16 protein-coding genes are annotated in these 23,921 nt (G+C 68.2%); 7 read left to right on the top strand and 9 right to left on the bottom strand.

What is annotated here, in order from left to right; all coding sequences use genetic code 11:
* Positions 1 to 8 precede the first annotated feature (8 nt).
* The 4 genes from ASC87_RS02160 to ASC87_RS02175 are packed head-to-tail and all read right to left on the bottom strand — an operon-like array spanning position 9 to position 3,486.
* Positions 9 to 1,799 carry a penicillin-binding protein 2 gene (locus ASC87_RS02160; RefSeq protein WP_056655963.1) on the bottom strand — a complete coding sequence of 597 codons (1,791 nt, stop codon included), beginning with the start codon at positions 1,797 to 1,799 and terminating at the stop codon, positions 9 to 11.
* Positions 1,796 to 2,086, bottom strand: coding sequence for a cell division protein FtsL (gene ftsL, locus ASC87_RS02165; protein ID WP_056655968.1), 291 nt, complete (start codon positions 2,084 to 2,086; stop codon positions 1,796 to 1,798). The genes ASC87_RS02160 and ftsL overlap by 4 nt, the downstream gene beginning before the upstream one ends.
* Positions 2,083 to 3,039: a 16S rRNA (cytosine(1402)-N(4))-methyltransferase RsmH gene (rsmH, locus tag ASC87_RS02170; protein WP_056655971.1), complete on the bottom strand. Its 957-nt coding sequence runs from the start codon at positions 3,037 to 3,039 to the stop codon at positions 2,083 to 2,085. Before rsmH ends, ftsL begins: the two co-directional genes overlap by 4 nt.
* A gap of 6 nt (positions 3,040 to 3,045) precedes the next feature.
* Entirely contained in the window at positions 3,046 to 3,486 is a 441-nt protein-coding gene (locus tag ASC87_RS02175; protein WP_056655976.1) for a division/cell wall cluster transcriptional repressor MraZ, read from the bottom strand.
* Positions 3,487 to 3,797: 311 nt separating this feature from the next.
* On the opposite strand from ASC87_RS02175, the gene ASC87_RS02180 reads away from it, so the two are divergent.
* Positions 3,798 to 4,751 (top strand): transporter, encoded by a 954-nt coding sequence (locus ASC87_RS02180; protein WP_162255122.1) that lies wholly within the window; start codon positions 3,798 to 3,800, stop codon positions 4,749 to 4,751.
* A 12-nt stretch (positions 4,752 to 4,763) separates the two neighbouring features.
* Here ASC87_RS02180 and ASC87_RS02185 read toward each other — a convergent pair whose 3' ends face one another.
* Together ASC87_RS02185 and ASC87_RS02190 are read right to left on the bottom strand one after the other, a co-directional pair.
* Positions 4,764 to 5,573, bottom strand: coding sequence for a LuxR family transcriptional regulator (locus ASC87_RS02185; protein ID WP_056655981.1), 810 nt, complete (start codon positions 5,571 to 5,573; stop codon positions 4,764 to 4,766).
* A 147-nt stretch (positions 5,574 to 5,720) separates the two neighbouring features.
* Positions 5,721 to 6,359, bottom strand: coding sequence for a response regulator transcription factor (locus tag ASC87_RS02190; protein ID WP_056655984.1), 639 nt, complete (start codon positions 6,357 to 6,359; stop codon positions 5,721 to 5,723).
* A 77-nt stretch (positions 6,360 to 6,436) separates the two neighbouring features.
* On the opposite strand from ASC87_RS02190, the gene ASC87_RS02195 reads away from it, so the two are divergent.
* Positions 6,437 to 7,675, top strand: a complete 1,239-nt coding sequence (locus ASC87_RS02195; RefSeq protein ID WP_056655986.1) for a sensor histidine kinase — start codon at positions 6,437 to 6,439, stop codon at positions 7,673 to 7,675.
* Here the strand turns inward: ASC87_RS02195 and ASC87_RS02200 are convergent.
* Both ASC87_RS02200 and ASC87_RS02205 read right to left on the bottom strand, forming a co-directional pair.
* Entirely contained in the window at positions 7,669 to 8,652 is a 984-nt protein-coding gene (locus ASC87_RS02200) for a LysR family transcriptional regulator (RefSeq protein WP_082568326.1), read from the bottom strand. The two genes, ASC87_RS02195 and ASC87_RS02200, sit on opposite strands and share 7 nt — an antisense overlap.
* A gap of 97 nt (positions 8,653 to 8,749) precedes the next feature.
* Positions 8,750 to 9,580 carry a LuxR family transcriptional regulator gene (locus ASC87_RS02205; RefSeq protein WP_056655992.1) on the bottom strand — a complete coding sequence of 277 codons (831 nt, stop codon included), beginning with the start codon at positions 9,578 to 9,580 and terminating at the stop codon, positions 8,750 to 8,752.
* A gap of 227 nt (positions 9,581 to 9,807) precedes the next feature.
* Here ASC87_RS02205 and ASC87_RS02210 point away from each other — a divergent pair, with 227 nt between their 5' ends.
* From ASC87_RS02210 to ASC87_RS02230, 5 genes are all read left to right on the top strand, one after another.
* Positions 9,808 to 10,497 carry a response regulator transcription factor gene (locus ASC87_RS02210; RefSeq protein ID WP_056655995.1) on the top strand — a complete coding sequence of 230 codons (690 nt, stop codon included), beginning with the start codon at positions 9,808 to 9,810 and terminating at the stop codon, positions 10,495 to 10,497.
* Positions 10,494 to 11,816, top strand: coding sequence for an ATP-binding protein (locus ASC87_RS02215; RefSeq protein WP_056655998.1), 1,323 nt, complete (start codon positions 10,494 to 10,496; stop codon positions 11,814 to 11,816). The genes ASC87_RS02210 and ASC87_RS02215 overlap by 4 nt, the downstream gene beginning before the upstream one ends.
* Before the next feature lie 97 nt (positions 11,817 to 11,913).
* Positions 11,914 to 12,939: an ABC transporter substrate-binding protein gene (locus tag ASC87_RS02220; protein ID WP_056656001.1), complete on the top strand. Its 1,026-nt coding sequence runs from the start codon at positions 11,914 to 11,916 to the stop codon at positions 12,937 to 12,939.
* Positions 12,940 to 12,957: 18 nt separating this feature from the next.
* Positions 12,958 to 15,150 (top strand): iron ABC transporter permease, encoded by a 2,193-nt coding sequence (locus ASC87_RS02225; protein ID WP_056656004.1) that lies wholly within the window; start codon positions 12,958 to 12,960, stop codon positions 15,148 to 15,150.
* Positions 15,151 to 15,193: 43 nt separating this feature from the next.
* Complete coding sequence (locus ASC87_RS02230; protein ID WP_056656006.1) at positions 15,194 to 16,237, top strand: ABC transporter ATP-binding protein; 1,044 nt, start codon at positions 15,194 to 15,196, stop codon at positions 16,235 to 16,237.
* 94 nt (positions 16,238 to 16,331) lie between these two features.
* Here the strand turns inward: ASC87_RS02230 and ASC87_RS02235 are convergent, their stop codons facing one another.
* The gene (locus tag ASC87_RS02235) at positions 16,332 to 23,819 is read right to left on the bottom strand and encodes a hypothetical protein (RefSeq protein WP_056656008.1); all 7,488 of its coding nucleotides are present in this window, start codon (positions 23,817 to 23,819) and stop codon (positions 16,332 to 16,334) included.
* Positions 23,820 to 23,921: the final 102 nt, after the last annotated feature.

The following is a 23,921-nucleotide window of genomic DNA, read 5'->3' on the forward strand; positions in this document are numbered from 1 at the left end:
CTGGTTCATCAGAAGCTCTCCTCCACCGCGGGCAGGGTCTGCGAGACGATCTGCGGGCGCACGTCCAGGTCGGGCTGCACTCCCATCGACCGCAGCGTCTTCTGCACCACTTCACTGAACACCGGGGCGGCCACCTCGCCGCCGAAGTACTTGCCGTCACCCGGTTCATCCACCATCACCGCGACGATGATGCGCGGATTCTTGATGGGCGACAGGCCCACGAACCAGGAGCGGTACTTCTTTTCGGCATAACCCTTGCCTTCCTGCTTGTGGGCGGTGCCGGACTTGCCCCCCACCGAGTACCCCATGACCTGCGCCTTCGGGCCGGTGCCGCCCGGGCCCGCCGCCATCTGCAGCATGTCGCGGATCTGCGCGGCCGTGTCCTTCGAGATGACGCGCACGCCGGGCACGCGGCCGTCGGGGCCGATCTCGGGGTTCTTCAACAGGGAGATGGGCAGGATCTCGCCGTCGTGCGCGAACACGGTGTACGCACGGGCGATCTGGAGCAGGCTGGCCGACAGGCCGTAGCCGTAGCTCATGGTGGCCTGCTCGATAGGCCGCCAGGTCTTGTACGGGCGCAGCCGGCCAGTGACCACCCCCGGGAACTGCACCTGCGGGCGCTGGCCGAAGCCCGCCTGGGTGAAGATCTCCCACATCTCGCGCGGCTGCATCGACAGCGCGATCTTCGCGGTGCCGATGTTGCTGGACTTCTGGATCACCTCGGCCACGGTCAGGTTGCCGTGCGCGTGGGAATCGGAGATGGTGGAGCCGTGGATGGTCATGCGGCCGGGGGCCGTCTGGATCACGGTGTTGCGGTTCACCCGGCCCGTGTCCATGGCCAGCGCCACGGTGAACGGTTTCATCGTGGAGCCGGGCTCGAACACGTCGGTGACGGCGCGGTTGCGCAGCTGCGCGCCGGTGAGGTTGCGGCGGTCACCCGGCACGTAGCTCGGGTAGTTGGCCAGCGCCAGCACCTGGCCCGTCTGGGCGTCGAGCATCACCACGCTGCCGGCCTTGGCCTTGTGCAGCTGCACCGCGTCGCGGATGCGCTGGTAGGCGAACGACTGGAAGGTGGCGTCGATGGAGAGTTCGATGTCGCGGCCATCCACGGCGGCCACCGGCTCCACCATGTCCTCGACGATGCCGCCCAGCCGGTTGCGCACCACGCGGCGCGACCCCTTGGTGCCCTGCAGTTCGCGCTGGAACGCGAGCTCGATGCCTTCCTGGCCGCGTTCCTCGACGTTGGTGAACCCGACCACGTGGGCCGCGGCCTCGCTGTACGGGTAGTCGCGGCGGAACTCCGACTGCAGCGACAGGCCCTTGATGTTCAGTTCGGCGATGTCCTTGGCCACCTGTTCGTCGAGGTTGCGGCGCAGCCAGACGTAGTTCGGGTTGTCGTCGATGCGGCCATCGAGTTCGGCGAGGGTCATGCCCAGCAGCCGGGCGACCTTCTGGCGCTGGGCGCGGTCGGCGGTGAAGGCCTTCGGCAGCACCGCGAGCGACTTGGACGGCACGCTGACGGCCAGCAGCTGCCCGTTGCGATCGGTGATGCGGCCGCGGCTGGCGGCGAGCGGCAGCGTGCTGGCGTACCGCATCTCGCCCTGTTTCAGGAAGAAGTCGTTGTTGACGATCTGCACGTACGCCGCGCGGCCCACGAGCGCAACAAAACCGAGCCCCACCAGGCCCACGAGGAAGCGCGAACGCCACGGCGGCGTCTTCGACGCAAGCAGCGGGCTCGTGGTGTAGTTGACGCTGCGCACGCTGAGCGGCGCGAGGCGGGCGCTGTTGCCCTGGCTCATGGCGTCACCCCCGAGGCCGCGGCCGGGCCGTAGGTCACGTACTCGGTGACGGCGGGCGTGGCGGTGCGCATGGCGAGCTTGTCGCGTGCGACCCGCTCCACGCGCAGCGGCGTGGCCTGGGACTGTTTCTCGGACTTCAGCCGCTCGTGTTCGATCTCGAGCTTGCGGGCGTCGTTCTGCGCGATGTCGAGCGCGGTGTACAGGCGGCGCGAATCGTAGGACACGCGCACGAGGTACAGGCTGCTGGCGATCAGCGCCAGCAGCAGCACGAGGTTCAGGCGCGTCATGGCGCCACCCCCACGTCGGTGCGTTCAGCCACCCGCATCACCGCCGAACGCGAGCGCGGGTTGGCGGCCACCTCCTCGTCGGACGGCTTCACGCGCCCGAGCGCGATCAGCCGGCTGGGCGTGGGTTCGGCAAACGGCGCGCGGCGGTCGAACACCGACTTGCTCTCGCGCGCGATGAAGGTCTTGACGATGCGGTCTTCGAGCGAATGGAAACTGATGACGGCCAGGCGGCCACCCGGCACCAGCAGGTCCATCGCGGCATTCAGCCCTTGTTCGAGCTCTTCAAGCTCGGCGTTGACGAAAATCCGAAGAGCTTGAAATGTGCGCGTTGCAGGGTTCTGGCCCGCTTCTCGGGTCTTGACCGCACCAGCCACGAGGTTGGAAAGTTCTGTGGTGGTGCGAACAGGACTCCCGCTTTCGCGCCGAGCAACAATCGCCTTTGCAACCGAAACAGCAAACCGTTCTTCCCCATAATTTTTTATCACCTCCGCGATGTGGCGCTCATCGGCGCGGGCCAGGAAATCGGCGGCGCTTTCGCCTCGCGATGTGTCCATGCGCATGTCCAGCGGGCCGTCGAAACGGAAGCTGAAACCCCGTTCGGGGTTGTCGATCTGGGGGGAGGACACCCCGATGTCGAGCAACACGCCGTCGACCCGCCCCACCCCGGCGGCAGCGACCACGTCGGCCATGCGCGCAAAGGGGGCGTGATGAATGGAAAAACGCGGGTCATCGACCCGCGTATCGCCCGCGCTCGCTGCCGCTACCGCATCCAGGTCCCGGTCGATCGCCAACAGGCGACCTCCTGGACCCAGCCGTTCGAGCAGCAGCCGCGAGTGGCCGCCTCGCCCGAACGTGCCGTCGACATAAATGCCGTCCGGTCGCGTGACGAGCGCATCCACCGCCTCATGGAGCAGGACGGTGTGGTGAATGAGTGGGGTATTGCCGGGCGCCATGGAACTTCAGCCCTGGAAATCTTTCAGCGCATCGGGCATCGGGGACTCGAGCACCTTCGCCTCTTGAGCAGCGTAGGCGAGCGGGTCCCACAACTCCAGCCGGCTGCCCATGCCCATCAGCAGGACATCCTTGGTGAGGCCGGCGGCAACACGGAGTTCGGGGGAAATGAGGACGCGGGCGGAGGCGTCGATCTCGACGTCCATGGCGCTGCCCAGAAAGATGCGCTTCCAGCCGTCGGCCGACATCGGCAGCGCGACGAGCTTTTCGCGGAATCCGTTCCAGACTGGCCGAGGAAACATCAGCAAGCACCCCGCTGGACTTTTGGTCAGGGTCAGTTGAGGCCCGGCTTCAGCGAGCAGCATTTCGCGCTGGCGCGCAGGGACGGTGACCCGCCCCTTAGCGTCCAGCGACAACGCTGACGTCCCTTGAAACCTAAAATCTGCCACAAAGACCCACTAAAGTGCACTTTCAGGCACTTTAGCCGACACCCTGCCCCCCGTCAATGCAACTTGTAAGAAAAAATCAATGAAATCAAGAACTTACACACGACTCTGAAACATGACTCCCGCAAAAGCGCTGTAGAAATAAGGACTTGCGTGTGGCAGTGAAAGTGTTGGCTTAGAAGCAGGATGACGGCGGTTTGCGGCAATTTGCGGCAAAGTTCACGCCAAAACCGCTGGGATGGCGTACCACCATCCGCATTCCGGCCCTTACGATGCGGTCCGCACGACCGACCTGGGGCAGGAGCAGCATGGAAATGGGAATTCGAGGCCGGGTGCCGGCCTGGGGGTGGGGCTTGGCCTGCGCGGCCGCGATCCTGTCCGCGCCGGTGGCGGCGTCCGAGAACGGTGCGAGCCTCTACCTCCAGGGTTTCTACAACGAATTTGCGGTGGGTATGCCGCTGGCGCCGGGGGTGCATGTGCGCAACGACCTGCTGCGCTACCGGGGCCGCGTCGAGGCCAAGCCCGTGGCGCCGGGTGTCACCGCGCAAGCGACCCAGGCCGCCACGGGCGACATCATCAAGATGGCGTGGGTGCCCGGCGCCCGGGTGCTGGGCGCCGCCTACAGCGCCGCGGCCGCGCTGCCGATGGCCCTGGACGCCCGCGTCACCACGCGCATCGACGGCCCGGGCTTCAGCGTGCCCGGCGGGGCCGAGGAACAAGGGTTCGGCGACCTGGTGCTCGTGCCGGTGCGCCTGACGTGGTCACTCCACCGCGACCACCACGTCAACCTCGCCACCAACGTCACCCTGCCCACCGGCGAGTACGAACCCGGCCGGCTCATCAATCTCGGCAGGAACCACTGGGCCTTCGACCCCAACGTGGCCTACACCTGGCTGCACGGCGACCGCGGGCACGAGGTGAGCGCCACGGCCGGGATGATCTTCAACGCCCGCAACCACGACACGAACTACCGTGGCGGCAACGAGTTCCACCTCGACTGGCTGGTGGGCCAGCACCTGTCGGATCGCCTGGCGGTGGGGGCCGTGGGCTACGTCTACCGGGAAACCACCGACGACCGCGGCGCGCCGGCATCGTCGGCAAGCCCGGGCAGCCGAGGGCGATCCACCGGCTACGGCCTGGCCGCCATGGGCAGGCTGCCCGGCGACGGCATGCCGGTGCGCCTGGTGGGCAAATGGCTGCGCGACACCCGGGTCACCCACCGGTTCAAGGGCGAGCTGTTCTCGCTGTCGGTGGCCGTTTCCTATTGAGGACCCCGCGGGTCACGCGGCCGCGTTGACCAGCTGCACGCGGTTGTGCACCGCGAACCGCCGGCGCAGCTGGCGCATGTGGTAGTCCAGCGCATGCGAGGACAGCTGCAGGTTGCTCGCGATCTCCTTGTCGCTGTGGCCGCGGCTCAGGCAGTTGAGGATGTTGCGCTGCAGCGTCGACAGCATGCCCGGACCCGCCGCCGGTTCCACATGGCACGAGAGGAACTCGTGCATGCAGAGGCTGAACGTCAGCGCCTGGCCGAGCACCGCGTCGTCCATCCAGGCCCGCCCGCCGGTGCGGGACATCAGGCTCAGCAGCACCCGCTCCGCCGGGGCCGCCGGCGATGGCAGCTGGAAGAACATGCCGCTGCGGATGCCGCTGTGTTCCAGGTCGGCGAGGAAACGTGCCACCCGGACCGCATCGCGGGGGTCACCCTGGTGCGACGCGATGTCGTCGAGGCTCCAGACGAGCGGCAGGCCCGACCGGGGCGCGTCGAGGTGCCGCGGGTCCACCTCGTGGTACCGCTCGCTGAAGTAGCGCCGCACCCACGCGGTATGGGCGTACGTGGTGAAGAAGCTGCGCGGTTCGCCGCCGCGCTGGCGGAGCGCCACGGTGCCGTACCCGAACCAGTCGAATCCGGCGTCGGCCAGCAGCGTGCGCACGACGGCCTCGCGCGCCTCGGGCGACGTCTGCGCCAGCAGGCGCCGCACGATGTCCGGCGTGGTCTGCTGGCGCACGCCGCCGCCCTCGCCGGCCCGCGCCAGGCGAACGAGGTCCTGTTCTGAGTAGAACGTGATGTGTTCACTGTCTCGAACTGCCATGATGCCCTTCCAATGACCCGCACACCCGCCATGTGAGACTTTTGTCACGCCAGGCATGGAGGGTGCGGCAGGCGGCCCGCGCCGACAAGCGCCGTTTCGGCAAGTCAGGCTTCGCGCATCACGAAGCGCCGCGGGACAGGGCCACCGTCACTCGAGCAGGCCGATGCGCTGGGCCTCGAAGACCGCCTCGCTGCGCGAGTTCACGTGCAGCTTTCGGTACATGCGCTTGATGTACGTGCCGATGGTGTGCTTGGACACCCCGAGCAGGCCCGCGATCTCCTGGTAGTTGAAGCCGCGCGCGAGCAGGTTCAACACCTCGAGTTCCCGCTCGGTCACGTGTTCACCCGGCGGCGGTTCGGTGGGGCGCACCGGCTGGAACCGGCGCAACAGCTGCCGCGCGATCAGCGGCGATACCGGTGACCCGCCACGGCGCAGGTCGTCGATGTGCTGCAGGATGTCCTCGCGCAGGCCGTCCTTGAGCAGGTAGCCACTGGCACCGGCCTCGATGGACTTCAGCACGTTGGTCTTGTCGCCGTACACGCTCACCACCAGCACATCGCACGACGGGTAGAGGGCCACGGCATGGCGGATGACCTCGATGCCGTTGCCGTCGGGCAGGCCGAGGTCCACCAGCAGCACGTCGGGCTGCTCGGTGGCGAGGTGCTCCAGCGCGTCCTTCACGCAGTGGCACGTGCGGGTCAGGCGCACGCTGGAGGACATCGCGATGGCCTCGACGAATCGGCGGGCAAAACCGGGGTCGTCTTCGACCAGCATCACGTCGATCATCGGTGGGCCTCCTGGGGCTTGCTCCTGCGGCCGCGGGCGTGGCCCAATCGGCGACCGGAAATGACGGGAGCGATGGAATGGATGACAGCGTAACGCGCGAACAGGCGCAGCGGCTCGGCATGATCACCACCTCGGCGATCAATTACGTCTGCTGCGCGGGGCTGCTGGCGATGTACGCGCTGGCCGGCTCGGCACCGTGGCACGTGCCACTCGCCTACCTGGCCGTGTCGATGGCCGGCAACGCGGTGTTCTACGCCACCGTGCGCAGCGGGCGCAACCTGCGCCAGCCCGACCCCAACCTGTTCGGCTGGCAGATGGTGTTCGGTGGCATCGTGGTGCTCGCGTTCCTGTGCTGGGCACCGGAGGTAGGTTTCGTGTTCCTCGCGAGCCTGTTCGTGACCGGGGTGTTCGGCCTCGTGCAGTTCGAACTGCCCCAGCTTCGCCTCGGCTGGATCGCGATGGCGGTGGGGTCGGCCTTGGCGTTTGCCACGGTGGGCCAGCGCCTGCGGCTGCCGGCGTCGTCGCCGCTCGAGGTGTTCATCCTGTGGATCGTGCTGCTGACCGTGCTGGGGCGCTTCCTCACGGTGGGTGCCCACGTGGGGTTCCTGCGCCGCCGGCTGCGCGAGCAGAACCGCAAGCTGCGCGAATCGATCGGGCGCATCGCCTCGCTGTCCACGTCGCGGTCGCGTGAGGAAGAGGCCCGGCTGATCGCCGAGGAACGCCAGCGCATCATGCGCGAGATCCACGACGGCATCGGTGCCAACCTGCTGACCGCGTTCGCGATGCTGGAGCGCGAGCAACTGCCGCAGGGCCAACTGGTGCAGCTGCTGCGCGAGTGCATCGACGACCTGATGCTGACGGTGGATTCGCTCGAATTCGCCGAACAGGACATCGTGGCGCTGCTTGCCACGCTGCGCTACCGGCTCGAGAAACGGCTGCTGGCGGCCGGCATCGAGATGGACTGGCGCGTCACCGAACTGCCGCCGCTCACGTGGCTCGAACCGAACCACGCGCTGTCGGTGCTGAGGCTCGCGCAGGAGGCCCTGGTCAACGTGGTCAAGCACGCGCAGGCCACCTCGGTGCGTGTGGCCACGTGGGAGCGGCGCGTGGACGATCGCGCCGGTGTCGAGGTGGTCATCAGCGACAACGGCGTCGGCTTCGACACGGGGCAGTTGCCATCGCGCGGCCACGGGCTGCGCAACATGCGCGACCGTGCCGGCGCGCTCGGCGGGCGTGTCGACGTGGCGTCGACGCCGGGCGCCACCACCGTGACGCTGTGGTTGCCGTTGCACCAGGCCCCGTCCGTGACTCAGTGACTGGACGTGCTGTCCGCGAAACCGCGCGACGCACGCTCGGGCACGGGTTTCGGAAACAGGAACCCGGCCATCGACCGCACCCCGGCCGGCGTGCGGCGGCGCAGGTGGTCGAGCAGCTGGCGCGCATCGGGGGCCAGCGTGGCCACGTCGCGCACGCACACGTCCAGCGGCAGTTCGGCCCACGGTTCGTCAAGGGCCAGCACCCGCAGGCCCAGCGCCTCGGCGTGCAGGTCGGCCGTGGGCGACGGCACGATGGCCACGCCGAACCCGCTCGCCACCAGGCGGCACACCGCATCGAAACTGCCCACCCGCGCACGCACGCGCCAGCCGCTGCCCCGCTCCTCGGCTGCCTTGCGCAGCAGCGAATCCCAGCCGCCCTCGTTTTCAAGCGACACGATGTCGTGCCGCGCCACCATGTCGAACGTGACCGAGGCGGCCGCGGCGAGCGGGTGGTTCGCCGGCACCACCAGCACGTGCCGCATCACGCGGTAGCGGAACGCCACGATGTTGGGCGGGTACGGCACGATGGGGGCCACGATGCCGAGGTCGGCGTCGCCACGCGACACCGCCTGCAGCGTGGCCGCGGTGGGTTGTTCGTCGAGTTCGACGGCGACTGCCGGATGCAACGCCGCAAACGCCTTCAGCGATGCCGGCAGGTCACGCGCGAGCGATGTCAGGTTCGCCAGCACCCGCACGGGCCGCCGCACGCCGTTCGCGGTGTCACCCACCGCGGCGGCCAGCTGGGCGAGGCGGGACAAGGTCTCGGTCATGCCCTTGTAGAGCGTGTCGCCGGCCCCCGTGGTGACCACGCCGCGCGACTGCCGCAGCAGCAGCGGTGCACCGAGCTTCTGTTCGAGGTCGGACATGCGCTTGCTGGCCGCGGACATCGCGATGCAGTTCTTCGCGGCCCCCTTGCCGATGCTTCGCTCCTCGACGATGTCGACGAACAACTTCAATGAAAACAGATCCAGTCTCATCGGAGGTCAGCTCCACGGCAACAGGGCGGCGCCCATCGTAGTCCGGGCGGGGACGGTGCCGTGTCCCACGGTCATGGGACGGCGCGCTGACAATCGGTCACCAAATGTGTGAAGCCGCGCCCGCCGGCGTGCCCATGGCACACGCCGCGTGCACGAGCTGCACGCGGTTGCGTGCAGCGAAGCGGCGCCGCAACTGGCGCATGTGGTAGTCGACCGCGTGAGATGACAGCTGCAGGCGGTGGGCGATCACCTTGTCGCTGTGGCCCGCCAGCAGCCCGTCCAGCACACCCTGCTGCGTCACCGACAAGCCCTGCGGCGCCCCGGGATTGCCGGCGGCCGGCAGGCGCTGCAGCAAGAACTCGTGCACCGACAGCGCGGTCACGAGCGCCTGGCCGATCACCACGTCGCTGACCCAGCCACTCGTCTCGCTGCGTGCGTCGAGGCCGATCACGGTGTAGTCGTCCGGCGTGTCGCCCGGCACGCCGAGCCACACACCGCTGCCGATGCCATTCGCGCGCAGGCCGTCGATGAAGCGCCGGCCGTGTTCGGGGCGAGGCCCGGCCTCGACGCGGCGCGCGAGTGCACCGATCTCCCACACGAACGGCACCCGCAGCGCCACGGCATCGGCCAACCGCGGGTCCACCTCGTGGTGCCGGTCGCCGATGTTGTGGCGCACCCACTCACCGTGGGCATGGGGCAGGAACCACCGGCGCGGCACCGGGCGGCCCCGCACCAGCCCCACCTGCATGTAGCCGAGCCACTGGGCGCCCAACGCTTCGAGGGCACGGCCCACCGTGCGATGGCGCTCGGCGGCAGTGGGTGCGGTGCGCAAGTCCCGCGCGAGCGCGGGTTCCGTGCCACGCGGCACCAGGTCGGCGGCAGGCAGCAGGTCCGGGTCGTCGAAGAGGTCGGGGGTCAGGCAGTGCACATCATTCTCCCAGTCGAGATCGGTTGGCCCCGGAGCAGGTCCACGAAAAGATTCTGTTCCCCGTGCGCCGGACGGGGCAGCGGACAAGCACGCCCGAGTGCCGAAAGGGAACTGAAAGCGATGCGGTGCCGCGACACACGCGGCGGGTCAGCTTTCGTGCGGCTTTCACCCGTGTGTGGTGCAACCCCGGGATTGCCCTGAGGCACAGCGGTGGCAACATCCACGGCATGAAACTGCTGCTGGTCGAGGACGATTTCGATTTGTCGGGTGCATTGAGCCGCAGCCTCGAGACGCGTGGCTTCGACGTGTTGCGTTGCGCGGAAGGTCACGAGGCCTTGCTCGCGGCGCGCAAGAAGCCGTTCGACGTGATCGTGCTCGACCTGACGCTGCCAGGGCTCGACGGCCTCGAGTTGCTGGCACGCCTTCGCGGCGACGGAAACCGGACTCCCGTGCTGGTGCTGACGGCACGCGGTGCCGTCAGCGAACGCATCGCCGGCCTGAACGCCGGTGCCGACGACTACCTCGCCAAACCGTTCGACCTGGAAGAACTGATGGCGCGGCTGCAGGCGCTCACACGCCGCATGGGCCGCGACGGCCACCTGCGCTGCGGGTTGCTGCACCACGATGCCACGTCCGGCGCCTTCTACCGCGACCAGCGGCCACTCGACCTGTCGCCGCGCGAAGGCGAACTGCTGCGCACGCTGATGTCGCACGTGGACCGCGTGGTGCCGAAGGACGCGCTGCGCTCCGCCGTGTTCGGCGACGACGACGACATCCAGGCCGACGCGGTGGAGGTCATCGTGCACCGCCTGCGCAAGAAGATCGTTGGCAGCAACACCGAGATCCTGACGCTGCGTGGCGTGGGCTACCTGCTGTGCGACGACGCCGCGGCCACCGCGCCGCGAGGAACACGGTGATCCCATGGCTCACCTGGACACCCCGCACCGGCACGTTGCGCCGCTTCCTGCTGTGCTGGCTGCTCGGTGGTGTCTGGGCCATCGTGGCGGCCGCCACGCTGTGGCAGGTGGTACAGAGCGCCACGCACCAGGCGCAATCGCTCGACGTCCGGCTCGTGCAGGCGCTGTCGCATGTGCCGCCGCAGGCCGCGCCCGGCCAGCCAACCTTCAGGGTGAGCACCATGACCGGTGAATGGGTTGCCGGCGACCGCGACTTCGCCCCGTTCCCGTGGCGCAACGAACCGTCTGCCACCGCGGGCCCCACGCTCTATGTGGCCCACATCCGCGGGGTGCTCGTGCGCGCCGCCGCGGCCCGGCTCCCGGCGGGCACCGCGGGCCAGCCGGCCGAGACGCTGGTGCAGGTGGCCCTGCCCTGGCGCGACCGGCTGCCCGGCTGGCGCGAGGTGGTGTTCGAATCGCCACTCGCATGGGTGTACGCCTGCGCGGTGGTGGTATCGGTGGTCATCGTCAGCGGTGTCCTGGTGGCGTTGCGCTGGCTGGGCCGGGCCCGCGCCGCGCTGAACGACCCGGGCGCGGACACCCACGACTACGCCGGCCCGAGCGAACTGCTGCCCGCGGTGCAGCGCATGCGTGAACTGCACCAGCGCCAGACGCAGTGGGTCGACGAACAGCGGCGGTTCCTCGCCGACGCGTCGCACCAGCTGCGCACGCCGATGGCGGTGTTGCGCACGCAGCTGCAGTCGGCCATCGCGGGCGACGTGCCGGTGTCCGAACTGCTGCCGCAGATGCTGCACACCGTCGACCGTGCGGCGGGCCTCGCGAACCAGCTGCTGAGCCTCACGAAGGTGGAACAGCTCAAGCGCACTGGCCACCTCGCACCCGTCGACCTGCATGCCGCGGCACGCGACGCCGTGATGGAACTCGCCCCGTTGATCGGGGCCAAGCGGCTCGACTTCGCGCTCGAAGGCACCGCACCGCCGGTGCCTGGTGACGCCGTGATGCTGGGCGAGCTGCTGCGCAACCTGTTGGCCAACGCCATCCACCACGCCCCGCCGGCCGGCCGCCTGGGCGTGCTGCTGCGCGACGGCGCCGGCCGCACCGAACTCGTGGTGTGGGACGAAGGTCCTGGCGTGGACGAGGACGTGCGGCAGCGGCTCTTCCAACCGTTTTCGGCCGGCAAGGGCGGCACCGGCCTGGGCCTGTCGATCTGCCGGCAGATCGCCGGCGCGATGGGTGCCAGCGTCGACCTCTACAACCGCATCGATGCCGGAGGGGTGATCGGGGTCGATGCCGTGGTCGCCTGGGGCCAGGGGCCCTGACCCGCAAGTTTCCGTCGTGTGGTCCCGGCCGCCGGCCCCTTCGAGGGGGCCGCGTGGGACTGCTGTTGTTCCCCGCTTTTCCACGAAGAGGATCCCGATGTCATTTCACCGCACATGGATCGCACTGACCTTCGCCGCCACGGCGACCGCCGCCAGCGCGCAAGGGTCTCAGACGCTGAACCTGATCTGTTCCGCCCAGGATGAATGGTGCACGCTGATGAGCACCACGTTCAGCCGCACGAGTGGCATCAAGGTCAACGTGCTCAAGCGCAGCACCGGCGAGGCGCTGGCGCAGCTGATCGCCGAGAAGGCCAACCCGAAGGCCGACGTGTGGTTCGGCGGCACCGGCGACCCGCACATGCAGGCGGCCGAGCTGGACCTGACCCAGCCGTACCAGTCGCCATCGTTGCCCCAGTTGCATGCGTGGGCCCAGGACCAGGCGAAGCAGTCGGGCTGGCGCACGGTGGGGGTGTACTCCGGCCCGCTCGGGTTCGGGTTCAACACCGAGCTGCTCGCGAAGAAGAAGCTGAAGGCGCCGCACTGCTGGGTCGACCTGCTGTCGCCCACGCTGAAGGGCGAGATCCAGATGGCCAACCCGAACAGCTCGGGCACCGCGTACACGATGGTGGCCACACTCGTGCAGCTGATGGGCGAGGACCCGGCGTTCCAGTACCTGAAGCAGCTGCACACCAACGTGAACCAGTACACCCGCTCCGGCTCCGGCCCCATCAAGGCGGTGGCACGCGGCGAGGCCATGGTGTCCGTGAGCTTCGTGCACGACGCCCCGGGCGAGCAGATGCAGGGGTTCCCGGTGGCCACCGACACGCCGTGCGAAGGCACTGGCGCCGAGATCGGTTCGATGTCGCTGGTGAAAGGCGCCCGCAACGCCGAGAGCGCCCGCAAGTTCTACGAATGGGCGCTGACGCCGGCGGCGCAGCAGTTCGGTGCCACGGCCAAGCAGTTCCAGCTGCCGTCGAACAAGGCCACCCCGCTCGACCCGCGCATCCCCGACTTCCGCAAGATCAAGTTCGTGGCCTACGACCACGGCCGGTACGGCAAGTCAGCCGAACGCAAACGCCTGATCGAGCGCTGGGAGCGCGACGTCAATTCGCTGCCCCGCTGACCTCCGGACGACGTTGCCATGAACCATCGATCCAACCGCCCGATCCTGTTCTGGTCGGTGCTCGGGCTGGCCGCCTTCGCGCTGGTCCCCTGGTATGCGACCCCCGACGGCGTGCTGTCGCTGCAAGGGGTCGGTGAGCTGCTCGGCGGCCACGACAGCGCATCGGGCCTCGCGCAGGTGCTGCTGCAGCGCCGGCCGTGGCTCGTGCCCGCGGCCCTCGCGCTGCTGATCGGCGGCATCACGGCCCGCCTGCTGCCCACCCGCGGCCAGGGCTGGGTGCTCCTGGCCAGCGGGCTGCTCGGCACGCTGGCCGTGCTGGCACAAGGCTTCGTGATCGGCCTGCCCAATGCGGGCCCGGGCCTGCTGGCCGGCCTGTTCCCGGGCCTGCTGGCGGCCACGTCGCAGCCGGGCTTCGGTTGGGGTGCCACCATCGTGCTGGCCGCGCTGCTGATGCTCACGGCGTTCGGCCTGGCCCGCCTCGGTGCGTTCCGGGGCGACCTGTTCGTGTCGGCGGCCGTCACCGGCAGCGCCGGGCTCCTCGTGATCTTCGTGGCGTACCCGGTGCTGCGCGCCCTGTCAGGCGCCTTCTTCGATGCATCCGGTGCGTTCGACCTGGGCGCCGCCTGGACCCGTGTCGCGAACGAACGCATCTGGGGCCTCGGCTGCCTGTCGGGCGACCGGCGCTGCGGTGTCGCGTGGAACACGCTGCTGCTGGCCGTGATGACCGGCGCGGGCACCACGGTGCTGGGCACCCTGCTCGCGCTGCTGGAGGACCGCAGCGACTCGAAGGTGCGGCGTGTGTTGCGCCTCCTCGCGCCGTTGCCCATCATCACGCCGCCCTTTGTCGTGGGCCTCGGACTGATCCTGCTGTTCGGCCGCGCGGGGCTCGTGAACCAGGCCATCGAATGGGCGTTCGGCGTGGAGCCGGGCCGCTGGTTCTACGGCTTCTTCGGCGTGTGGCTGGCGCAGCTGTTTGCGTTCACCCCCATTGCGTTCATGATCGTGCGCGGTGTGGTGCAGGGCATCAGCCCGTCCCTCGAGGAGGCCTCGCAGACGCTGCGGGCGAGCCGCTCGCGCACCTTCTGGCACGTGACCTTCCCGCTGATGCTGCCCGGCCTGGCCAACGCGTTCCTCGTGGGTTTCATCGAAAGCATCGCCGACTTCGGCAACCCGGCCGTGGTGGGCGGGCAGTTCTCGGTGCTGTCCACCGACATCTTCTTCGCGATCGTGGGTGCCCAGTTCGACCAGGGCCGGGCCGCCACGCTCGCGTGGATCCTCACGCTGTTCGCGCTCGCGGTGTTCGCGCTGCAACGCGGCGTGCTGGGGCGCAAGAACTACACCACGGTGTCGGGCAAGGGCGACGCCGGCATCCCGATGCCGCTGCCCGACGGCGTGCGCCGCGTGGCCCTCGGCGTGGCCGTGCCGTGGCTCGTGTTCACGCTGGTGGTGTACGTCTTCGCGTTCAGCGGCGGGTTCGTGCAGACCTGGGGCCGCGACCACACCCCCACCCTCGCCCACTTCCGCACCGCGTTCGACATCGGCTTCGACGGCGGCTGGCAGTGGGTCGGCATCGCGTGGCCGTCGCTCTTCACCACCGTCAAGCTCGCCGCGGTGGCAGCGCCGCTCACCGCCGCGCTCGGCCTGCTCATCGCCTGGCTGCTGTCGCGCATGACCTTCCGGGGCCAGAGCGCGTTCGAGTTCTCGGCGCTGATGGCGTTTGCCATTCCCGGCACGGTGCTGGGTGTCAGCTACATCCTCGCGTTCAACGTGCCGCCGTTCGAGCTCACCGGCACCGGGCTGATCATCGTGCTGTGCTTCATCTTCCGGAACCTGCCGGTGGGTGTGCGCGCGGGGTCCGCCGCGTTCCGGCAGCTGGACAAATCGCTCGACGAGGCGTCGCTGATGTTGCGTGCGTCCACCGCCCGCACGCTGTGGAGCGTGGTGCTCCCGCTGCTCAAACCCGCCGTGGCCGCCGCGCTGATCTACAGCTTCGTGCGGTCCATGACCACGGTGTCCGCGGTGATCTTCCTCGTGACCGCGGAGACCGAGCTGTCCACCACCTTCATCATCGGCCGCGTGGGCCAGGGTGACTATGGCGTGGCGCTCGCCTACAGCACGGTGCTGATCCTGTTCATGGCATTGGCCACCGCCGCGATCCAGGTCCTGGTGGGCGACCGCAAGCTCGGCCGCCGCGCGCAGCCGGCCCACTGATCCCTCCTTCCCTCCACCCTCCACGACAACGAAGGGCACCAAGATGCACGGCATCGAATTCCAGAACGTCTCGAAGCGCTATGGCAACGCACCCGGCGATCCGCTGGCGGTCGACCACATCAGCTTCGTCGTGCCCACCGGCACGCTGACCACCATCCTCGGCCCGTCGGGCTGCGGGAAGTCCACCACCTTGCGCATGATCGCCGGGCTCGAGAGCCCGACCAGCGGCCGCATCCTCATCGCGGGACAGGACGTCACCACGCTCGGGCCCGCCCAGCGCAACGTGAGCCTCGTGTTCCAGAGCTATGCGCTGTTTCCCCACATGAGCGTGATCGACAACGTGTCGTACGGCCTGCGCATGTCGGGCCTGCCCGTGGATGCCGCGCGGGCCAAGGCCGCCACGATGCTGCAGACCGTGGGCTTGAAGGCGATGGACAACCGCATGCCGAGTGAACTCTCCGGCGGCCAGCAGCAGCGCGTAGCGCTGGCCCGGGCGCTGGCGCTGGAGCCGGCCGTGCTGCTGTTCGACGAGCCGCTGTCGAACCTGGATGCCCGGTTGCGCCGCGCGATGCGCGAGGAGATCCGCGCACTGCAGCAGCGCCTCCAGCTCACGGTGGCCTACGTCACCCACGACCAGAACGAGGCGCTGGCGGTGAGCGACCGCATCATCGTGATGGACCGCGGCACCATCGCACAGGATGGCACGCCGCGCGAGCTGTACGAGCATCCCCGCTCGGAGTTCGTGGCCGGGTTCATGGGCGAGGCGATGCTGTTCGATGGTGACAGCGACGGCGCAGGCCTGGCCCGCCTCGGCAGTCTCACGATCCCGACGGTGAACCCGGTGCCTGCCGGGCCGGTGAAGATCGCGGTGCGCCCCGAGGCGTGGCGCATCGGGCCGGCCACCGACTCGGGCCTGGCCGCGCGCGTCGTCAAGCGCACGTACGTCGGCAGCCTGATGGAATACACCCTGGCCAGCCCGTTGGGTGACCTGTTCGTGGTGTCACCCGACGTGCGGTACCCGCTGGAAAACGGGGCACCGGTGAGCCTGCACCTGGCGGACCACGGGGTGTCGGTCGTCTCGGTCTGACGCGCGCTTTCCCTGCCCGCGAAAAAGCCCGGCCTTGGCCGGGCTTTTTTCCTTCAACCGGCACACGGGCCGCCACGAGGCGGCCCGTGTCACGTCATGCCGTGGCCCACCGGTCGCCGAGCTGGAAATCCCAGCTGTCCAGCAGGCGGTCGGGGTCCCCCGGGACATCCGGGACGTTGCCGTCGTTCACCCGCGATTCGAACCTCGGGCTGAGGTTGAAAAGTTGCGCGAGCGCCGGGTTGGTGGTGCCGCCACCAACCCGGCGCGCCTGCACCGGTTGAAGCCCTGGCAACGGTTCAGGCTCGACACGGGCGAACCCGGTGTCGCCCGGAGGGTCACCCGCGTGCTCGGTCGGAACGGCCCACGGCAGGGCGCCGTTCTTGTCCACCGGCGAGTTGTCGGGGAAGACCATCTTCCACAACGCCGCGTAGTAGCTGTCCTTCTTTTCGCCTCCCGGCGTGATGAAGGCGGTCACGACCTGGGTCGTGAGGGGCACCAACACGATGGCGGCTGCAGTGGTCCACTTGGCATACTTGGTGAAGTTCGGCAGGTTGCCATTGCGCAAAGGCATGTACTGCTGCAGGCCCACCCAGCCGATCGTCAGTGTGCCTTGAAGGAACGATGCACCGACCAACCCACCCTGCATCCACGCGCCACCCGGGACGGCACTGAAATCCAGCTGCATGAGCAGCGCGCCTTGGGCGAACGCCCGCACACCGCTGGTGATTCCGGCGAAATCGCGGTACTTGTTCCACTTGTCCTTTTCCCCGTTGGCATCTTTCACCAGCTTCTGCGCAGCAACCTGTTCGGGTGAGGTGCCCTTCATGTACTCGTCGTACGTCATTCCTGCGTCTTCCGCCTCGGCCTTCACCGCCGCCTTCACGTCGGACAACGACTCCACCTTCCGGTTGTAGACGATGTTCATGCCGGCGGTGCCGATGGTGAAGAAGTCAGCCACGTTCGCAAACTCGGTCAGCCACCCCCCATCACCTGCCGCGCGCTGTTTGAAGCCCGCGCCCACGGCGAGGTTCACGTTCGAGATGATGACCGCGCGGCGGCTGAACTTCCCCAGTTGGGTGTTCGGCGAGTTGGTGCTGCCGGCCAGGCCTTCGGCCGTGCCCATGTTCAGCTTCGTGTCGATGCCCACGGTCCGCACCAGCGTGTCGTAGAGGTCCTGGTGTGCGGCCTTCAGTTCGGTGCGTCCGGTCGCCCTGCGGTGAAGGCGTTCGTAGACCGTCGGGAACTCACGCAACAGGCGGGCCTCTGGTGACGTGTTCGCCGCAGCGTCGCGCGCCTGCTGCAATTCGCCCGCATCCATCGCGTCGAGGCGCCCGGCCAGTGTGGCCTGGGTCTCCAACGCGGACTTGTCGTGGAAGTCTCCGCCCGCGTCCGCGCGGAGCCTGCCCACGAACTTGCCCATGCCACGCCCGGCAAGGCTCTCGGGCTTCAGCACGGGGACCAGATCGGCCGGCGTCTTCAGCGCCTTCAGGCGGAAGAGCTTGGCGCGTGGTGCGTCGGTGCCCAGCTTGTCCAGCGCGGACTGGACCTTCTTGCCGGCGTCGCCCACGCTCGCGATGTTGTCCCTCATCGCCTGGGCATCGGCCGGAGCCAGCACCCGGCCGTCGGGGGAGGTGGCGCCGGCGATGACCTTGTCGATCAGCCTGCCCGCCTTGTTCGTGTCGCCCAGCGTGGCCGCCGCCAGTGCTTCCTCGCCGAGATCGCGGCCGGATTTCCCCAGAGTGATGTCGGACGCGTTGGGGCGACCGGACAGGCCCTCGATGTTGCCGCGATTGATCTTGCCGTCCACCCCCACGATGCCGACCAACAGGTTGTAGAGGTCCTTGTGCGCCGTATTCAGTTTGGTGCGCGCGGTCGCCCTGCCGTGCAGGCGGTCGTAGGTCGACGGGACTTCACGCAGCAGGCGGGCCTCCGGGGAGGTGTTGGCCGCGTCATCGCGCATCTGCTGCAGTTCGTTCGCGTCCTTGCCATCCAGGCGTTTGACCAGCGCCGCCTGGGTGTCCGTCACGGACTTGCCCTGGAACTCACCGCCCGTCTCGGCCCGAAGCGTTCCCACGAAACCGTCCATGCCCGGAGCGTCGAGGCTGTCAGCCTTCAGTGCGGGCACAAGGTCGGCAGGTTTGTCCAGTTCATGCATGCGGTAGCTCTTGGCCGGAGGGGCATCGACACCCAGGTCGTCCAGTGCCTTCTGCACCCTCGTGCCGGCCTTTGCCACGTTCGTGACGTTGTCCCGCATGCGCTGGGCATCGGCGGGGTCCAGTACCTTGTCGCCGCGCAGGCCCGTGCCCTTGATGACCTTGTTGATCAGCTTGTTGGCCTTGTCGGTGTTGCCGACCGTCGCGGCCGCGAGCGCCTCCTTGCCCCGTTGGGACGACGACAGGTAGGCCACGCGGCCAAAGCCGGACAACGGCCCCGGTGCCACGCTCATCACCCGGTCCGCGTTGCTGCCCCACGAGAAGACCGACGTGGCGCGCGCGGCCTCCGCGACGAAACGCGCCCCGGCGGCGATGTTCATCATCTGGATCGGATCGATCTTCGCGTTCGTGGGCTCCGCGGCCAACGCGTTCTTGATCCGGGCCTTCGGGCCGGGATCACCCGTCGGGACGAGGCGCAGGTCTCCATGCTTGCTGTTCGGGATGCCGTACGGCAGGACGTTGCCGTCCTTGTTGACGTGCATCGCGCCGATCAGTTCGTCGGCTCGCAGTCGCACGCGGGCCGACATCGGCAGTCGGCTCGTGCGCGGTTGCCCCCGGTTGACCCAGCCCCCACCCGCTGCTGCAGCCGCCGCCTTCGCTTCGGCGAAGGTGCCATACGTGTCGCTGTTGCGTGCGCGAACACCACCATCGGAGGCGAAGATCGTGTCCTTCGGGCCGCGCGTGGAGACCACGAACACCGTGCCCGCCCCTGGAGCGGGGTCCTGCTGCAGCCAGTGCAACAAGGCCGTCTCGGACGCCGAAGGGGTGTGGGGCGCAACCGTGGACCCCGGCTGCAGGGATTGCTCATGGGTGCTGATCAGGGCGTCGGCATCGGCCGCGACCTTGTCCCAGCCGCCTGGCAAGGACTCCGGCACCAGCGGGTTGCCGTCCTGGTCCACGCCGGGTGTTCTCGGCGTCCGCGCGCTGGCGGGCTGTCCCGCAGGTTTTTCGTGCCAGGACGGGTGCAGGCCGATGTTCAGGATCGTGCCCGGCACGGCTTGCAGCGCCGCCGCAATCGTCTCGTTGCGGTTCATGGTCCGACCGTTGTTCGCCAGCGAGATGAGCTGCCCGGTGCCATAGCTCCCGGCGAGGTCGTTCGCGCCCTGCGCCAACAGCGTCGGGGAGAAGATCGTGGCCCGGTTGAGCGGGATGGCGGCAGAGATGCCACCCGTGATCCACGACGTGCCAAGCCCGACCAACCCGTTGGTGATCGAGGTGCCGATGCGGGCCACGCCTTCGTCGCTGCCCAACTGGCCGTCCAGCCCCACGTCAAGCATCTCCACGGCCACACGCCCCGCGCCATCGACCCCTTGTGCCACAAACCCGGCCTTCGCGCCCACGCCGGCGCGGGCGCCCCACTTCAGGGTGTCGCCGGCCGCCAGGTCGAGGCCCTTTCTCATGGCCACCTTGGCCGTCAAGGCCCCTGTGGTGCGCAACCCTGCCCCGGCACCGGTGGCCGACACCGCTGCGTTCGCGATGTCAACGGCCTCGTCCTTGAGCGTGAACAGCGTCTCGTCCAGCGTCAGGTCGTCCGCGCCGCCCAGGGTGGCGGCCCCGCGCACGCCCAGCGTGAACAACGATGAGTGACCATCGGCATAGATGTCGTTCCCATTCGCGGCGGCGTAGATGTCGTTGGTCGAATCCCACGCCTGGTTGACCATGATGCCCACCGCGATGCCTGCCACGATGTTGCCGGTGAGGAGGGTCGTGCCGATGCCCGCCGCGGCCGTGGCCGCCATGCGCACCACGTCGTCAACCACCGCCCAGGTCTCGTTGTTGTCCTGGAGCTCCTGCCCGACGTCGATGGACTCGAAGCCGTAGCTGTCCATCAGCTCGTCGCGACGCTGCGTGAATTCCGTTGCAGAGATCTTGCCCGAAGCCAGGTCGTCGCGCAGCTGCCGCACCTGGTCCCGCTGGTCCTGGGTCCACTCCTGAGATTCATCGGCCGTGTTGGACCACATGTCGCGCAACCAGGTCTGGCCCTCGACGGTCTTGTCGATGCCATCCAGGTCCTTCTGCACCCCGGCCACGTCCTGGTCACCGATCTGCGTCAGCTTGAACTCGGTGTCACTCTGCAGGTCCAGCGCCGAGCTCAACTGCTTGAACTCGTGCGACGAGTTCAACAGGTCCTTGCGCTGATCGAGCAGGTTGTCGACCATGCGCAGGTTGGTGATGCCCTTGGTGGACAACGCATCGAGCTGGTCCTGCCGCTTCGGGTTGTCCTTGGCCCATTGGGTCACGTAGGCATCGGACACCTTTGCCCGCTTGTTCAGGCCCGCCATCTGCAGGTCGTTGATCCGCTGGTTGTAGGCCTCGATGTCCTTGGCGTTCTTCTCACCATACTCCTGACTTTTCTCCTTGAGCTTCTCGGGGTCCTCGCGGTCCCCCACCGACAAACCCTCGAGGAACTTGTTGTACTTCCGGGACTTGGTGTCGAGGACCACCCCGACCTCGAGTTCCGTGCGCTGGTCGTTGAGCTGGTCGAGCTCCTTTTGCCCGCCGTGCTCACCCTTCACTGCCGGAAAGTTCTCCGAGAAATCCTTGGGATGAACCGCCACCCAGGCGTCCTTCTTGGACTGGAGCCGGTCGATGTCGCCCTGGACCACATGGGCGTCGGCGTTGCCCTTGTCCACGGCCACTTCGTAGTACTTGTCATTGGACTTCACCTCCGCGACCCCGGCCTCGTCGCGCTTCACCCAAGCGTTGCGCGCCGCCAATTCGATGTCGTTGGCATCGTCGGTGCCATACTCGGCCCAGCTCTCCTGCTGGTACTCGAAGGCCTCCCAGGCGACCTCGTTCTCCTGGTCGGTGCTGGCGAACACACGCGTGGCGGGTCGCTGGCCCTTCTCCTTCAGGTCCTTGGCCGTCTTGTCGTCGACGGTCTGCCACATCCAGACCTCATCCTTCCACTTCTGGAAGGCTGCCTGCAGGTTCTCGTCGGCGTCGACCTTGCCCTTGTGCTTCTGTTGGCGGGCGAGGTCGGCGACGAGAAATTCGACGTCCTTGTCGCCGGACTTGACCAGGCGGTCCACCTTGTCGGTGAGCGCGAGGATGTCGTCCAGGGCCTTGGTGGCCTCCTTCTGCTCGTCGCTTCCCGGGCGAGCCACGGAGAACCGCTGGTAGGCGTCGGCGGCGGCCTTGTCGACCTTGACCTGCTGGTTCTCGAGCAATCCTGAGGTGGCACGCGCCTGGGCGATGTCGGACTCGCCCTTGGCGTTGTCGCGCTGGTCCACGAGCTCCTGCCGCTGCGACCGGAGGTCGCTCGTGGATTCGCCCATCCGGTTGTAAAGGCGGATGGTCTTGTCGAGGTCAGAGATCTTCTGGTCGAGGTCGCCGACGCTGTTGCGCTGGTCGTCGGCAAGCTTCTGCAGGTAGCCCACGCCACCTGCCACGTCCTTCATCACGTACTTCTTCGTGTCGGGGTCGTACTGCCGGACCTTGAAACTGGTCTTGTCGTCGATCATCTCGCGAGACGTTCGATCGCGCCGATGATCGTGCGTCTCGACGATGACCTTGTTGCTCTTCGGGTCGTAGATCGTGCGGATGTCGGTGGCGCCGTCGGACTTGGACTTCGTGTCGTTCACGGCGCCGGGTGGCAGGGCGGCCAGCACCTGCTCTTCCGTCATGCCCATGGACTTCGCCAGGTCGGCGACGCTCTTGTTGTCGTCGAACAGTCCCTTGCGGACCTCCTCGCCCTGGCTCTTGTCCGGGTCGCCCTCGCCCATCAACGTGACGCGGCGGCCATCGTGGGTCGTGGCCACCACGTGCTGCGAACCATCGCTCTCGACGGTCTTCTCGAGCTTGGTGCCGTCCTTCTGGGTCGTGGTGGTGGTGGTGCGCACGTCGGACACCACCAACTCCTGCCCCTCCTTGAGCGGCTTGCCGTAGTCCACGCCGGGGTTCAGCGCCAGCAGTTGCTCGGGCGTGAGGCCCGCGGCCTTGGCCACGTCGAGGTAACCTTCACCCGGCTCGACGGCGCGCTTCACCGTGGCACCCGTGAGGTCGGTCGTGGTCTCGGTGCGCGTGCCGTCCTTCTTGTCGACGACATCGGTGCGGGTGCCGGCGTTGGGATCGATGATGTGCGTGGTGGTGTCGCCCGTCTTGCCGTCTTTCGCCGGCTGGATGAAGCGGCCGTCCTTGTCGCGCGTGGCCTCCACGGTCTTGGTGCCCACCGGACCGGGCGCGTTGCGGTCGGCAAAGGTGGCTTTCACCGTCAGCGAGCCGTTCTTTTCGTCGCGCGTGTACACGAGCGTCGAATCGCCCCGCTTGACGGTGATGCCGGACTGCTGGGTCTTGGGGTCGGCCTGGCCGGACTCGATGGTGACACCCGCCGCCTTCGCTTCGCTCACCACCTGGTCCGCCGTCATGCCACGTTGCTTCGCGATGTCGTCGACGGTCTTGCCGTCGGCGATGCCGCTCAGCGTCTTGGTGACGTCCGCTGGCACCGCCGTTTTGGGGGTGGCGCTGCTGGGCAGCATGAACACGCTGCGCGGGCTGGACGACGGGGGCGACACCTGCAGGAATTGCAGCAGCGGCGAATGCAGCGGGTCGTTGGGGAGTGCCGCTCCGCCAGGGACCTGGGTCGCCGGATCGCCGGCCTGCGTGGCGGGCGGCGCGCCGTAGAAGTCGAGTGGCGCTTCGGCGCCCACGGCCGTCGTGAACTTGTCCTTGGCCGCGTCGGCGTCGGTGCGCAGCTTCGTCGCCTTGTCCTGAGCTGCCTCGAGCGCACTGCTTTCGGCATCGGTGATGGTGTCTGATGGCCGGCCCGGCGCGGGTGTCAGCTTCGCGACCTTGGCCTCCGCGTCCTGCGCCTTGGTCTCCTTCTCCTGGTAGTCGAGGTTGTCGTTGGAGAGGTTGCTGGTGTGCCTGGCCGCGTCGAGCTTCTCCTGGGCCTTGTCCACCTTCTGGTTGGCCTCGTCCGAGGCCTTGCCGTCGGCACTCTTCTTGGCCTCCTTCTTCTGGGCCACCTGTGCCGTGGCCAGCGCAGCCTCCTTGTCATGGCGCTGGGCGTCAGCCGTCTCCTTCTTGACGCGCGCGTCGGCCAGCGAGTAGGCCTGCTCGGCCTTCTTCGCCTCGGATTCGTCCACCGCCAACTTGCTCTTGTCGGCCTTCCGGCGCGCCGCGTCGGCAGCCTCGCGCGCCGCCTCGGCCTTCTGCTGCGCCTCGGCGGCGCGCCGTCGGGCCTCCGCCGCCTGCCGTTGCATCTCACGAATGCGTTCCAGCAACGCCTCGATCTGTCGCTGCACCTCCCGGGCACGGTCCGCCGCGGCCGAGGAATTGTTCTTTGCCGCGGCAGGTTGCGGCTTGGGCTGGTCCACGATCGGCACCACGGTCGGGCGATATCCACCGCCACCATCTGCAATCAACATGGCTGCATCCTTTCAGTCAACATCGGTTCATGCTTCGTCGGCCTGCGCTCGGCCAGCGAGGGCTCGAACACCATGGGCACCGGGGCCCTTGCTGCGACGGGT

Origin of the sequence: Rhizobacter sp. Root1221 (assembly GCF_001425785.1) — a bacterium.
Taxonomy (GTDB): Bacteria; Pseudomonadota; Gammaproteobacteria; order Burkholderiales; family Burkholderiaceae_C; genus Rhizobacter.

What these genes read in the sequence shown, in the direction of transcription:
- ASC87_RS02185 (WP_056655981.1), bottom strand. Translation starts at nt 5,573, where the DNA reads ATGGCAGTTCGAGACAGTGAACACATCACGTTCTACTCAGAACAGGAC.
- ftsL (WP_056655968.1), bottom strand. Translation starts at nt 2,086, where the DNA reads ATGACGCGCCTGAACCTCGTGCTGCTGCTGGCGCTGATCGCCAGCAGC.
- ASC87_RS02220 (WP_056656001.1), top strand. Translation starts at nt 11,914, where the DNA reads ATGTCATTTCACCGCACATGGATCGCACTGACCTTCGCCGCCACGGCG.
- ASC87_RS02235 (WP_056656008.1), bottom strand. Translation starts at nt 23,819, where the DNA reads ATGTTGATTGCAGATGGTGGCGGTGGATATCGCCCGACCGTGGTGCCG.
- rsmH (WP_056655971.1), bottom strand. Translation starts at nt 3,039, where the DNA reads ATGGCGCCCGGCAATACCCCACTCATTCACCACACCGTCCTGCTCCAT.
- ASC87_RS02200 (WP_082568326.1), bottom strand. Translation starts at nt 8,652, where the DNA reads ATGAGACTGGATCTGTTTTCATTGAAGTTGTTCGTCGACATCGTCGAG.
- ASC87_RS02225 (WP_056656004.1), top strand. Translation starts at nt 12,958, where the DNA reads ATGAACCATCGATCCAACCGCCCGATCCTGTTCTGGTCGGTGCTCGGG.
- ASC87_RS02230 (WP_056656006.1), top strand. Translation starts at nt 15,194, where the DNA reads ATGCACGGCATCGAATTCCAGAACGTCTCGAAGCGCTATGGCAACGCA.
- ASC87_RS02180 (WP_162255122.1), top strand. Translation starts at nt 3,798, where the DNA reads ATGGGAATTCGAGGCCGGGTGCCGGCCTGGGGGTGGGGCTTGGCCTGC.
- ASC87_RS02190 (WP_056655984.1), bottom strand. Translation starts at nt 6,359, where the DNA reads ATGATCGACGTGATGCTGGTCGAAGACGACCCCGGTTTTGCCCGCCGA.
- ASC87_RS02210 (WP_056655995.1), top strand. Translation starts at nt 9,808, where the DNA reads ATGAAACTGCTGCTGGTCGAGGACGATTTCGATTTGTCGGGTGCATTG.
- ASC87_RS02160 (WP_056655963.1), bottom strand. Translation starts at nt 1,799, where the DNA reads ATGAGCCAGGGCAACAGCGCCCGCCTCGCGCCGCTCAGCGTGCGCAGC.
- ASC87_RS02195 (WP_056655986.1), top strand. Translation starts at nt 6,437, where the DNA reads ATGGATGACAGCGTAACGCGCGAACAGGCGCAGCGGCTCGGCATGATC.